The sequence below is a fragment of the Caballeronia sp. Lep1P3 genome, assembly GCF_022879595.1.
Classification (GTDB): domain Bacteria; phylum Pseudomonadota; class Gammaproteobacteria; order Burkholderiales; family Burkholderiaceae; genus Caballeronia.
Map to the genome: position 1 here is coordinate 2,791,926 of NZ_CP084265.1, position 13,336 is coordinate 2,805,261.

General features: G+C 63.1%; 11 protein-coding genes. 4 read left to right on the forward strand and 7 right to left on the reverse strand.

Going from position 1 to position 13,336, the window contains the following annotated elements:
• Positions 1-426 precede the first annotated feature (426 nt).
• Together ssb and LDZ27_RS13050 are read right to left on the reverse strand one after the other, a co-directional pair.
• Positions 427-960 carry a single-stranded DNA-binding protein gene (ssb, locus tag LDZ27_RS13045; protein ID WP_244814487.1) on the reverse strand — a complete coding sequence of 178 codons (534 nt, stop codon included), beginning with the start codon at positions 958-960 and terminating at the stop codon, positions 427-429.
• A 119-nt stretch (positions 961-1,079) separates the two neighbouring features.
• Positions 1,080-2,282, reverse strand: a complete 1,203-nt coding sequence (locus LDZ27_RS13050) for an MFS transporter (protein WP_244814488.1) — start codon at positions 2,280-2,282, stop codon at positions 1,080-1,082.
• A gap of 238 nt (positions 2,283-2,520) precedes the next feature.
• Here LDZ27_RS13050 and uvrA point away from each other — a divergent pair, with 238 nt between their 5' ends.
• Together uvrA and LDZ27_RS13060 are read left to right on the forward strand one after the other, a co-directional pair.
• Positions 2,521-5,394 carry an excinuclease ABC subunit UvrA gene (gene uvrA / locus LDZ27_RS13055; RefSeq protein WP_244814489.1) on the forward strand — a complete coding sequence of 958 codons (2,874 nt, stop codon included), beginning with the start codon at positions 2,521-2,523 and terminating at the stop codon, positions 5,392-5,394.
• A gap of 67 nt (positions 5,395-5,461) precedes the next feature.
• On the forward strand, positions 5,462-6,550 hold the full coding sequence (locus LDZ27_RS13060; RefSeq protein WP_244814490.1) for an AI-2E family transporter: 1,089 nt from the start codon (positions 5,462-5,464) through the stop codon (positions 6,548-6,550).
• Positions 6,551-6,603: 53 nt separating this feature from the next.
• Here the strand turns inward: LDZ27_RS13060 and purU are convergent, their stop codons facing one another.
• From purU to LDZ27_RS13085, 5 genes are read right to left on the reverse strand one after another with little or no spacing between them, the layout of a single operon-like run.
• Positions 6,604-7,473, reverse strand: a complete 870-nt coding sequence (gene purU / locus LDZ27_RS13065) for a formyltetrahydrofolate deformylase (protein ID WP_244814491.1) — start codon at positions 7,471-7,473, stop codon at positions 6,604-6,606.
• A gap of 40 nt (positions 7,474-7,513) precedes the next feature.
• Entirely contained in the window at positions 7,514-8,359 is an 846-nt protein-coding gene (locus LDZ27_RS13070) for an NUDIX hydrolase family protein (protein WP_244814492.1), read from the reverse strand.
• Between the two features lie 60 nt (positions 8,360-8,419).
• Complete coding sequence (locus tag LDZ27_RS13075) at positions 8,420-9,034, reverse strand: LysE family translocator (protein ID WP_244814493.1); 615 nt, start codon at positions 9,032-9,034, stop codon at positions 8,420-8,422.
• A gap of 1 nt (position 9,035) precedes the next feature.
• Positions 9,036-9,602, reverse strand: a complete 567-nt coding sequence (locus LDZ27_RS13080) for an adenine phosphoribosyltransferase (RefSeq protein ID WP_244814494.1) — start codon at positions 9,600-9,602, stop codon at positions 9,036-9,038.
• Between the two features lie 54 nt (positions 9,603-9,656).
• A complete protein-coding gene (locus LDZ27_RS13085; RefSeq protein ID WP_244814495.1) occupies positions 9,657-11,651 on the reverse strand; it encodes a monovalent cation:proton antiporter family protein in 1,995 nt (664 codons plus the stop codon).
• A 161-nt stretch (positions 11,652-11,812) separates the two neighbouring features.
• Between LDZ27_RS13085 and kdsD the strand changes: the two genes are divergently transcribed.
• Complete coding sequence (gene kdsD, locus LDZ27_RS13090) at positions 11,813-12,796, forward strand: arabinose 5-phosphate isomerase KdsD (protein WP_244814496.1); 984 nt, start codon at positions 11,813-11,815, stop codon at positions 12,794-12,796.
• Positions 12,796-13,332 carry an HAD family hydrolase gene (locus LDZ27_RS13095; protein WP_244814497.1) on the forward strand — a complete coding sequence of 179 codons (537 nt, stop codon included), beginning with the start codon at positions 12,796-12,798 and terminating at the stop codon, positions 13,330-13,332. The genes kdsD and LDZ27_RS13095 overlap by 1 nt, the downstream gene beginning before the upstream one ends.
• Positions 13,333-13,336: the final 4 nt, after the last annotated feature.

A 13,336-nucleotide genomic window follows, 5' to 3' on the forward strand; every position in this document is an offset into this window, starting at 1 on the left:
CCCCCCAGTTATATGCTTTTATTGCGACGCCTCTCGACCGGCCAGAGCCGAGGCATCTGCTTGACATCATTGATTTATGACGATAGCCCGATTAACGAAGCCCAATGCCTGAAGCTAAATCGATTGACCGCGCACGCATGTCCGGACAATTTAGATGACTTTGAGCAGTTGAAACGTTTACGCTAGATCGAGCGCGTTTCGTCAAAATAAGGCGGTATTAAACTTCGAACCATCGGATTAATCCGATTAGGTTTTCTAAGTATTTTATCGGTGCCTGTCGGCAGCATATTTAGGACTTCTTGCTCGGCGCACTGGGAGTATTCAGGCGCGACTCTGGGCAAAGAAAATCAGCGACCCGGAAATGAAAAAAGGGCCTTCTGCGAAACGCAGAAGACCCTTTTTAGCGAACTCGCGGTTATGGCCGCGTCAGAACGGAATATCGTCGTCCATGTCGTCGAAGCCGCCGCCCGCCGGCGCGCTCGGCCGGCTGCTGCCGCCGCCCGAACCGCCGCCCGATCCGCCTGCGCGTCCGCCGACCGCGCCCGACGGGGCGCGGCTGCCGCCGCCGGAACGATCCATCGGTGCGCTGCGGCTGTAGCCGCCGTCGTCGCCGGCGCCCGCACCGCCGCGGCCGCCCAGCATTTGCATCTGGTCAGCGACGATTTCCGTCGAATAACGCTCCTGGCCCGCTTGATCGGTCCACTTGCGCGTGCGGATTCGCCCTTCGATATACACCGACGACCCTTTCTTCAGATACTCGTTGACGATTTCCGCGAGACGCCCGAAGAACGCGACGCGATGCCATTCCGTGAGCTCCTTCATTTCGCCGGACGCCTTGTCCTTGTAGCGGTCGGTCGTCGCGAGACGAATGTTGGCCACGGCGTCGCCGCTCGGAAGGTAGCGCGTTTCCGGGTCAGCGCCCAGATTGCCTACGAGAATGACCTTGTTGACAGATGCCATGATTTCTCCGGTTGATTCTTTGCCTACTGTCAGTCGTGCAGCGCTCTTCAAGCGGGCCTCGCTCATGAGCCGAAGCCTGACAGCACGTCTGATTCAATTCAAATGATTAAAAGATTCCGTCAAGCCGCGGGCCCGGTCTTGCGCGGCGGCGGCTTCATCCACATTGCAACGACGAGCCACGCCAGCACCAGCGCCGAACACGAGAAGAACACCGCGCTCGGTCCGTCGAGCTTGAGCAGCCACCCGCCGATGACCCCGCCCATCGCGAGGCCGATCGACTGCGTCGTGTTGTAGACGCCTGCTGCCGCGCCCTTTCGCGTGCCCGGCGCGAGCTTCGACACCAGCGACGGCTGCGACGCCTCCAGCACGTTGAAGCCGAGAAAGTACACGAACAGAATCGCGGCCACGGACCATAGCGTATGGGGCGCCGCGCCTAATAACAACTGTCCGATCAGGATAAGCCCAATCGCACTCAGCATGACGCTCTTCATCTTGCCGCGCTTTTCCGCGGCGATGATCGCGGGCACCATCATCACGAAAGCGAGCGCCATCACGGGCAGGTAGATCTTCCAGTGCGACGCGACCGGCAGCCCGCCCGCCTCCAGAATGCGCGGGACGACGAGAAAGAGCGCCGTCTGCGTGGCGTGCAGCACGAGCACGCCGAAGTTCAGGCGCAGCAGCTCGACGTTGTGCAGCACTTCGGCGAAGGGCGCCTTGACGTGGACCGGCGGCATCGGCGGATTGGGGACGATCCATAGCACCACGCCGACCGCGACGATCGACAGCACGCCGATCACCGCGAAGAGGCCGCTCATGCCGACCCAGTGGAACAGGACCGGCGCCCCGACGATCGCCACCGCGAACGAGACGCCGATGCTGCCGCCGACCATCGCCATGGCCTTCGTGCGGTTTTCCTCGTGCGTCAGGTCCGCGATGAACGCGATCACGGCCGAGGACACCGCGCCCATGCCCTGAATCACGCGGCCCGCGATGATCCACGCCATCGAGTGCCCGACGGCCGCGACGAAACTCCCGAGCGCGAAGACAAGCAGCCCGAACGCGATCACCGGCTTGCGTCCGAACTTGTCGGACACCCATCCGTAGAAGATATAGAGCATCGACTGCGTGACGCCGTAAGCGCCGAGCGCGATGCCGACGAGCACGACGTTGTCCCCGCCGGGAATCGTTTTCGCGTAGACCGAGAACACCGGCATGATCATGAAGAGACCGAGCATGCGCAGCGCGAAGATGGCGGCGAGCGACACGGTCGCGCGCAGTTCCGGCGCGGAAAGACGTGCGGACGTGGCAGACGGATTGGACATCAGGAACGGGAAATGGATGAGGGTCGCGTCTCGCCGGCCTGTTGCGACGCCAGGCGCGGCCGCCTTGTTCTTGCTCGAAACGGCACTATATGCGACGAATTGGCCGAAGCGCCGCCGCTCTCGCCGGGCGTGCTGCCCGTGCGCTCGTTGCTGGATGCGCGGGCGCTGCGCCCAGCAAAAGTCGTTATAGTAGCAGGTTTGGCCCCCTCTAATTCGCGCTCGCCGCCGGAACAAACTCGTGGAAGAAATTCGTATTCGTGGGGCTCGCACCCACAATCTGAAGAACGTCAGTCTCGACTTGCCGCGTCACAAGCTGATCGTGATTACGGGGTTGTCCGGGTCGGGCAAGTCGTCGCTCGCATTCGATACGCTTTACGCCGAAGGCCAGCGCCGTTACGTCGAAAGTCTGTCCGCCTATGCGCGGCAATTTCTGCAGCTGATGGAAAAGCCGGACGTCGATTTGATCGAAGGTTTGTCGCCCGCCATTTCGATCGAGCAAAAGGCCACGTCGCATAATCCACGCTCGACGGTCGGCACCGTCACCGAGATTCACGATTATCTGCGCCTTTTATATGCGCGCGTCGGCACGCCATATTGTCCCGAGCATCTGATTCCGCTCGAAGCGCAAAGCGTCTCGCAAATGGTCGATGCCGCGCTCGCGCTGCCCGAAGAAACCAAGCTCATGGTTCTCGCGCCTGTCGTCGCGGACCGCAAAGGCGAGCACGTCGAATTATTCGAGGAAATGCAGGCGCAGGGTTTTATCCGTTTCCGGATTCGCTCGGGCGGCGGCACCGCCAATGAAGGCGTCGCGAAAATCTACGAGGTCGACTCGCTGCCGAAGCTCAAAAAGAACGACAAGCACACGATCGACGTGGTCATCGACCGCCTGAAAGTGCGCCCGGACATGAAGCAGCGTCTCGCGGAATCGTTCGAAACGGCGCTGCGTCTCGCCGATGGCCGCGCAATCGCGCTCGAAATGGACACCGACCACGAGAAGCTCTTCAGCTCGAAATTCGCGTGCCCGATCTGCTCGTACTCGCTGCAGGAACTCGAGCCGCGTCTTTTCTCGTTCAATAATCCGATGGGCGCGTGTCCCGAATGCGACGGCCTCGGCCAGATCACGTTCTTCGATCCGAAACGCGTGGTCGCGCATCCGTCGCTATCGCTCGCGGCGGGCGCCGTGAAGGGCTGGGACCGGCGCAATCAGTTCTACTTTCAGATGCTGCAAAGCCTCGCGGCGTTCTACGAGTTCGACACCGAAGCGCCCTTCGAGGAACTGCCCGAGAAAGTGCGCAAGACGCTGCTCTACGGCTCGGGCAAGCAGTCGATTCCGTTTTCGTACATCAACGAGCGCGGTCGCGCGTCGGTCCGCGAGCATGCGTTCGAAGGCATCATCCCCAATCTCGAACGGCGCTACCGCGAGACGGATTCCGCCGCCGTGCGCGAAGAACTCGCGAAATACCAGAACAATCAGCCGTGCCCGGCCTGCGAAGGCACGCGCTTGCGGCGCGAAGCGCGTTTCGTGAAGGTCGGCGCGGGCGAACAGGCGCGCGGCATCTACGAAGTCAGCGGCTGGCCGCTGCGCGACACGCTCGGCTATTTCCAGACCCTGCGTCTCGATGGCGCGAAAGGCGAAATTGCCGACAAGGTCGTGAAGGAAATCGTCGCGCGGCTGTCGTTCCTGAATAACGTCGGGCTGGATTATCTGTCGCTGGAACGCAGCGCGGAAACGCTTTCGGGCGGCGAGGCGCAGCGCATCCGGCTCGCGTCGCAGATCGGCTCGGGACTCACCGGCGTGATGTACGTGCTCGACGAACCGTCCATCGGGCTGCATCAGCGCGATAACGACCGCCTGATCGACACGCTCAAGCACCTGCGCGACATCGGCAATTCGGTGATCGTCGTCGAACACGACGAGGACATGATCCGCATGGCCGATTACGTCGTCGACATGGGACCGGGTGCGGGCGAGCACGGCGGCGTGATCGTCGCGCAAGGCACGCCGGTTCAGGTGCAGAAAGATCCCAACTCGATCACGGGACAGTATTTGTCCGGCAAGCGGACCATCAGCTATCCGGACAAGCGCAACACGCCTGACGAGCGGCGGCTGCGCATCGTCGAGGCGCACGGCAACAATCTGAAGAACGTCACGCTCGATCTTCCGGTCGGGCTGCTGACGTGCGTGACGGGCGTCTCCGGTTCGGGCAAATCGACGCTCATCAACGACACGCTTCAGCACGCGGTCGCGCAGCATTTGTATGGCTCGTCGACGGAGCCGGCGCCGTATGAGTCCATAGAAGGCCTCGAGCATTTCGACAAGGTGATCGCCGTCGATCAATCGCCGATCGGCCGCACGCCGCGCTCGAATCCGGCCACTTATACCGGCTTGTTCACGCCGATCCGCGAGTTGTTCGCAGGCGTGCCGGCGGCGAAAGAGCGCGGCTACGAAGCGGGCCGCTTCTCGTTCAACGTAAAGGGCGGACGCTGCGAAGCCTGTCAGGGCGACGGCGTGCTCAAGGTCGAAATGCACTTTCTGCCCGATGTCTACGTGCCGTGCGACGTGTGCCACGGCAAGCGCTACAACCGCGAAACGCTGGACATCCAGTACAAGGGCAAGAACATCAGCGAGGTGCTGGACCTGACGGTGGAAGCCGCGCACGAGTTCTTCAAGCCCGTGCCGGTGGTCGCGCGCAAGCTCAAGACGTTGCTCGACGTGGGCCTCGGCTATATCCGTCTCGGCCAGTCCGCGACGACGCTATCGGGCGGCGAAGCCCAGCGCGTCAAGCTTTCGCTGGAACTGAGCAAGCGCGATACCGGTCGGACGCTCTATATCCTCGACGAACCGACGACGGGCCTGCACTTTCACGACATCGCGCTTTTGCTCGAAGTGATTCACCGGCTGCGCGATCAAGGCAACACGGTCGTTATCATCGAGCATAATCTCGACGTGATCAAAACCGCCGACTGGGTGATCGATCTCGGTCCGGAAGGCGGCGCGGGCGGCGGACAGATCATCGCGCAGGGCACGCCCGAGCAGGTCGCGAAGTCGAAGGCGAGCTTCACCGGCCGTTATCTCGCCCCGTTGCTGCAGCGTCCGAAGTCGGCGGCCTGACGGCTGGCGAGGCCGGCCGCCGCGCACGAACAACCGTTGTATCCAGCAGCGAAAAGGGAACGCAGTCATGGGGAAGCGCAACGAAGCGGCCAACGAGGAGCGACGTGTACGGGATTTGCCGGCACGCCCCGTCAGGCTGACGAGCGACATGAGCATGCCCAAACTCCCCGCCGTGGAGATCGGCAGCTATCTCGCCGCGTTCGCGGCGATGTTCCTCGTGCTGCATCTGAAGCTGCTCGGCGCGCTGCTCGCGGGCATGCTCGTGTTCCAGCTCGTGCACATGATCGCGCCGGTCATCGAGCGGCACATCATGAGCAAGGGCGCGCGGCTGATCTCGGTCGTGCTCATATCGGCGATCATCATCGGCGGGTTGACGGGCGCGACCATCGCGATCATCGAGCATTTCGAGCACGACGTCCCGAGCCTGCAAAAGCTGCTCGACCAGTTGATGAGCATCACGTCGCATGCGCGGCTTCAGGTACCGAACTGGATCGCGAATTATCTGCCGGTCGATTCAGGCCAGATGAAGGAGCGCGCCGCCGAACTGATGCACAAGCACGCCGAGCAGTTGCAGGAAGGCGGCCGGGACGTGGCGCGCGGCTTCGGGCATATTCTGATCGGCATGATCATCGGCGCGATCATCGCGGTGGGTGTGCCGAAGCAGGTGCATCGGCTGCCGCTCTCCACGGCGCTCGTCACGCGCGTGTCGCGCTTCGCGGATGCGTTCCGGCGCATCGTATTCGCGCAGATCAAGATTTCGGCGATCAACGCCGTGTTCACCGCGCTTTATCTGCTGATCGCGCTGCCGATCTTTCACGAACGGCTGCCGCTTTCGAAGACGCTCGTTTTGGTGACGTTCATCGTGGGACTGCTGCCGGTGATCGGCAATCTGATTTCGAACACGATCATCGTCGCGATTTCGTTTTCGGTGTCGTTCGGCACGGCGGTCGCATCGCTTGGGTTTCTCATCGTCATACACAAGCTCGAATACTTTCTGAACGCGCGAATCATCGGCGGACAAATCGAAGCGCGCGCGTGGGAACTACTGCTCGCCATGCTCGCAATGGAAGCTGCATTCGGCTTGCCGGGCGTGATTGCGGCGCCCATTTTCTATGCGTATATCAAGCGCGAGCTGATTTATCTGCGGCTCGTATAAAAAAAGCCGCTGACTGGATAATCAGCGGCTTCTTGCAAAGCGCGAAAATCGTTTCAACGAAACACGACCGTCTTGCTTCCATTCAGCACGATGCGATGCTCCACATGCCACTTCACGGCACGCGCGAGCGTCACGCATTCGACATCGCGGCCAATGGCCGTCAGTTGATCCGGCGTCATGCTGTGATCGACGCGCTCCACTTCCTGCTCGATGATCGGGCCTTCGTCGAGATCCGTCGTCACATAATGCGCGGTCGCGCCGATCAGTTTCACGCCGCGGTCGAACGCCTGATAGTACGGTTTCGCGCCCTTGAAGCTCGGCAGAAACGAATGGTGAATATTAATCGCGCGGCCCGCGAGTTTGTCGCACATTTCGGGCGACAAGATCTGCATATAGCGCGCGAGCACGACGAGATCGGTTTCGTGCTGGTCGATGATTTCCATCACGCGCGCTTCCTGCGCGGCCTTCGCCTGCGCGGTGCCGCCGTTCAGCGGCAGATGATGAAACGGAATGTCGTAGCTCGCGGCAAGCTGATAAAAATCCTTGTGATTCGAGACGATCGCCGGAATCTCGATCGGCAATTGCCCGGTGCGATACCGAAACAGCAGATCGTTCAGGCAATGCCCGATTTTCGACACCATGATGACGACGCGCGGTTTCACCAATGCATCGTGCAATTCCCAGCGCATGCCGAATTCGTCGGCGAGCGTGGCGAACGACTTGCGCAGCGCGTCGAGGCCCGGATCGCCGCCCACTTCCTGAAAATGCACCCGCATGAAGAATTCACCAGTGTGGCTGTCGCCGAACTGCGCGGAATCGAGAATGTTCGCGCCGAGGTCGAACAGGAAACCGGACACGGCATGCACGATTCCCGGCCGGTCCGGACACGACAACTTCAGGATGAAACTATGTTCGGTCGACATGAACCGGTTACTCCTTCCTCAATGCGTTAATGCTTGAAATTCAGATTGGCGGCGGCGTGTACAGCGCAGCGAGACCCTCGCAGGCGTCTTCGTCGATCCACCGGTGACGCAGCATGCAATCGAGCGTCGCGAGGCTGGCATCCACGGTCAGCTTGCCTTCTTCGATCCAGCGCGCGACATCGTCGATGCGCGCAAGGCGATGCTCGCCGACTTCGCCGTCCTGATTGCGCGGCGTGAAGTCTTCCGGCAGCACGACGTCGTACACGAAGATCTGCTCCGCCTGCGTGCCTTCCGGGAGCGACTGCAGCACGTAAAACGTGCCGCCCGGTGTCGCGCCCGACGCGAGTTCCGCGCTCATGCCCGCCTCCTCCCAGCACTCCTTCACGAGCGTCGGCATCAGTCCGAAGCCCCAGCCGATGCCGCCCGCCACGACGTTGTCGAGCATGCCGGGATCGGTCGCCTTGGTGTCGCTGCGGCGCGCGATCCACAACTGCGGCGCGCTATCTCGATATTTTACGATGCCGTTCAGATGCACCGCGTAAGTCATCGTGCCGAAGAAGCGCGACGCCGCGCGCTCGATGAACGCGAGCGGCGCGGCCTCGAAGCGATTGCGGATTCCGTAGATTTCATCGCGCCAGCCGGGGATGTTGCCGTCGGCGTGAAGCGCTTCGATGACCGTGGCGAGCGCGGCGGTGCGCGCATCGACCGTGTCGAGCGAGCGTTGCAAGCACACCGCGTTCGCGCCCGTATCGAAGGTTTCGGGCCAGCGCGCGAGCAGTGGCACGCCGGCTGCGCGTATCCAGCCGACGCGCTCGTCGCCGATGAAGAACGGCACGCGCGCTGCGACGTCGAAGCGGCGCGCGGCGACGATGGAAGGCAAAGTCATGAAAGCTCCGGCGGACTCGATGGCGAAGAAAAACGACGACGCGCGCTCAGCGAGGCAGATTCAGTCGCGGAGCGCCACACGAATGCCGAGCGCGATGAACGTCACGCCCGCGAGCCGGTCGAGCCAGACGCCGACGCGCGGACGGCGCTTGAGCCACGCGCCGATCATCCCCGCGCCGATGCCGAAGAGCGAAAACACCGCGACGGTTTGCAGCATGAATACGCCGCCGAGTTCGAACATCTGCAGCATCACGCTTTGCGCGCCGTGCGGATCCACGAATTGCGGCAGGAACACGATGAAGAAGAGCGTCACTTTCGGATTGAGCATGTTGCCGACTACGCTCTGGCGGAACACGGTCGAAAGCGGCTGGCTCGGGCGTTCGTGCGCGGTGGCGAGGCCGTGGCTTCGCAACGCCTTGATGCCGATCCACACGAGATACGCCGCGCCCGCGAGCTTCACCGCCTGAAACGCGAGCGGCGACGAGCGCAGCAGCGCCGCGACGCCCAACGCGGCGAGCGTCGTATGGAAAATCACGCCGAACGCGAAGCCGAGCGCCGCGACGACGCCCGCAAGCCGCCCTTGCGAGATGCCGCGCGCGAGCACTTGCAAGTTGTCCGGGCCGGGCGCGACGGTGATCGCAACGGACGCCGCGAGAAACAGCAGCAGGTTCGGCATGTCAATGCCCGCCGAATTCGCAGACCGTGAAGAGCGGCAGCCCGCCGTCGCGCAGCAGTTTCGAGCCGCCGAGATCGGGCAGATCGATGATCGCCGCCGCTTCGACTACTTCCGCGCCGAGCCGCTCCAGCAAAATCTTGCCGGCCATCATCGTGCCGCCGGTGGCGACGAGATCGTCGACGATCACCACGCGGTCGCCCGGCTTGCACGCGTCCTCGTGAATCTCGACCGTCGCGCTGCCGTACTCCAACTCATACGACTGCGAGAGCGTCCTGTACGGCAGCTTGCCCTTCTTGCGGATCGGCACGAAGCCGAGACTCAATTCATACGCGAGAATCGGCCCGATGATGAACCCGCGCGCATCCATGCCGGCAATCACGTTCAGATTCGCGTCGATGTATCGCTGCACGAAAAGGTCGATGAGCGTGCGCAGCGCGCGCCGGTCCTGAAGCACGGGCGTGATGTCGCGAAACTGCACGCCGGCCTGCGGCCAGTCTTCGACGGTGCGCACGCGCTCCTTGATGAAGCGCGCGGCGTCGGACGAAGCGCTCGAAGGGAAAGTGGACATGACTTCTCCGGGAAATCCGCGCTGCGAGGCCGCGCCTGCCTGATGAATGGAACGTTACGCCGCCCGGCGATTGCGCGAGAGCCGTTCCTCGGCTTGCGCGAGCACTTCGGGCAGGCCGCGCAACACGACGATGTCGTTCGCGCGCAGCTTGGTTTCGGGGTCCGGCTCGACGCCCCGGATGCCGTGACGCCGGATCGCGGTCACCTCGACACCGTTGCCGACGAGCCCCAGATCGTCGAGCGAATGCCCGACCGCCTCCGAATTCTCGTCGATGGGTACGGATTGTAGCCGCACCTGCTCGTGGCCATCGTCGTCGTCGACGTCGTCCGCGCCGTGAAAATAGCCGCGCAGAAGGCTGTAGCGCGCGTCGCGCATTTCCTCGACGCGCCGCACGACGCGGCGCATCGGCACGCCCATCAGCACGAGCGTATGCGACGCAAGCATCAGACTGCCTTCGACGATTTCCGGAATGACTTCCGTCGCGCCGGCCGCCGTCAGCTTTTCGAGATCGGCGTCGTCGACGGTGCGCACGATCACCGGCAGCGTCGGCGCGAGTTCGTGGATGTTGTGCAGCACGCGCATCGCGGACGGCGTGTTCGCGTAAGTGATCGCAATCGCCGCCGCACGATTCACGCCCGCCGCGACAAGCGACTCGCGCCGCCCTGCATCGCCGAACACGACGGATTCGCCCGCCGCCGCAGCCGCCGCCACGCGGTCCGGGTCGAGATCGAGCGCGACGTACGAAATGCCTTCCTGTTCCAGCATGCGCGCGAGGTTCTGCCCGGCGCGGCCGTAGCCGCAAATGATGACGTGGCCGCTTTGCTTGAGACTTTGCGTCGCGATCTTCGTCATTTGCAGCGATTGCAGCATCCACTCCGTCGACGACAGCCGCAGCACGATCCGATCCGCGTTCTGGATGATGAACGGCGCGGCGAGCATCGAAAGCAGCATCGCGGAAAGGAGCGCCTGGAGGATGGTGGCGTCGACGAGATGCGAATCCAGAATCAGATTCAGCAGCACGAAGCCGAATTCGCCCGCCTGCGCGAGCCCGAGGCCGGTGCGCATCGCGACGCCCGGCGGCGAACCGAACGCGCGCGCGAGCCCGGTGATCATCACGGCCTTCAGCAGGATCGGCACGACGAAGAACGCGAGCACGAGAACCGGATGCTCCCAGATCACGCGCGGATTGAGCAGCATGCCCGTCGTCACGAAGAAGAGGCCGAGCAGCACGTCGCGAAACGGCTTGATGTCCTCTTCCACCTGATGCCGGTACGGCGTCTCTGCAATCAGCATCCCCGCGATGAACGCGCCGAGCGCGAGCGACAGCCCGAACTTGTCCGTGATGAACGCCGCGCCCAGCGTGACGAGCAGCAGGTTCAGCATGAAAAGCTCTTGCGAGCGGCGGCGCGCGACGAGATCGAACCAGCGCGTCATGAACTTCTGGCCGAGAAAGAGCAAAACCGTCAGCGCGACGACGATCTTGATCGCCGCGATGCCGAGCCACATCGCCAGTTGCGACGAATTGCCGTTGCCGAAGGCCGCGATGATGATGAGCAGCGGCACGACCGCGAGATCCTGAAACAGCAGCACGCCGAAGATATTGCGGCCATGCTCCGATTCGAGTTCGAGCCGCTCGGCGAGCAGCTTGCTCACGATCGCCGTGGACGACATGGAGAGCGCGCCGCCGAGCGCGAAGCTCGCCTGCCACGACATGCTCGTCCAGAAGTGCGCGATCCAGCCGAAGATGAGCGCGAACGCGATGGTCGCGCCGACCTGACTCGCGCCGAGCCCGAACACGATGCGGCGCATCGAGCGCAGCTTCGCGAGCGAGAATTCGAGACCGATGGAGAACATCAGGAACACGACGCCGAATTCGGCGAGATGCTGGGCGCGCTCGGTATCGGGCGCGATACCGGCTGCATGCGGACCTACGATGATGCCGACCGCCAGATAACCGAGCATCGGCGGAAGGTTGAGAAAGCGAAATACGACGACGCCCGCCACCGAACACAGCAGCAACAACAGCGTCATTTCGAGCGGAGAAGTCATCCGTCTAGCGTCCTCGTTCGTCAGTGTTCCGAAGCGCGTTTTTGCCTGCGTTTTCGGTCTCTAAGAAAGCCCCTGACGCCAGGGCTTGCGGGGGCGGATAGGCGGCGGCGCGCCGCGCACCGTAAGGCGCGGCGAAGAAACGCCTTTGCTATACTCCGCGAATGATAGCGAAAATCAATGGCGGCCGGGCACTGGCGCTGGCTCGCAACGTAATCCACATCGAAGCGGACGCTGTTCGCGGCCTCGCAGATCTTCTCGACGACAACTTCACGAACGCAGTCGAAGCCCTTCTGGGCTGTCGCGGCCGCGTGGTCGTTTCGGGCATCGGCAAGTCGGGACACGTCGCGCGCAAGTTCGCGGCCACGCTCGCGAGCACCGGCACGCCCGCGTTTTTCGTGCATCCGGCCGAAGCGAGCCACGGCGACCTCGGCATGGTCACGGCGGACGACATCTTCATCGCGCTGTCGAACTCCGGCGAAACCGAAGAACTGGTCGCCATTCTCCCGCTCATCAAGCGCCTCGGCGCGAAACTCATCGCTATTACGGGCCGGCCCGAATCGAGCCTCGCGCAACTTGCGGACATGCATCTGAACGCGCGCGTCGAAAAGGAAGCATGCCCGATGAATCTCGCGCCCACCGCGAGCACCACTGCCGCGATGGCGCTCGGCGATGCGCTCGCCGTCGCCGTGCTCGACGCACGCGGCTTCGGCCCGGAAGACTTCGCGCGCTCGCATCCGGGCGGCGCGCTCGGGCGGCGCCTGCTCACCTATGTGCGCGACGTGATGCGCGTGGGCGACGAAGTGCCCGTCGTGCCGCTCGACGCCACGGTTTCCGACGCGCTCTTCCAGATCACCGACAAGCGCATGGGCATGACGGCGGTCATCAACGGCAATCGTCATGTGGAAGGCATCTTCACCGACGGCGACCTGCGCCGCATTCTCCAGCGCGACGGCGATTTCCGCGCGTTGAAGCTCGCCGACGTGATGACGCGCAATCCGCGCACCATCGGCCCGGATCATCTCGCCGTCGAAGCGGTGGAACTGATGGAGCGTTATCGCATCAATCAGATGCTGGTCGTCGACGCCGACGCGACGCTGATCGGCGCTCTGAACATGCACGACCTCTTCTCCAAGAAGGTAATCTGATGGCACAAAAGCCTTCTCCCGCCGAACGCGCGAGCCGCATCAAACTCATGATTTTCGACGTCGACGGCGTTTTCACCGACGGCAGTCTGTACTTCACCGCCGACGGCGACACGATGAAGTCGTTCAATTCGCTCGACGGCCACGGCGTGAAGATGCTCGAACGCACCGGCGTGCAGACCGCGATCATCACCGGGCGGCAGTCGGGCATCGTCGCGGCGCGCGCGAAGGAACTCGGCATCACGCATCTGTATCAGGGTGTCGCGGACAAAACCGTCGCGCTCGCGCAATTGCTCGACGCCACCGGCATCGCGCCGGAAGAATGCGGCTATATGGGCGACGACTGGCCCGACCTCGCCGTGATGCGACGCTGCGGTTTCGCCGCCGCGCCCGCCAACGCGCATCCCGAAGTGATCCAGCGCGTGCATTGGGTCGCGCAAGCACGCGGCGGTCACGGCGCGGTGCGCGAAGTCTGCGACGCGATCGTCCGCGCGCAGGGCCACTACGACGCGCTGCTCGCCGCGGCGCTCGGAGACTGACGCG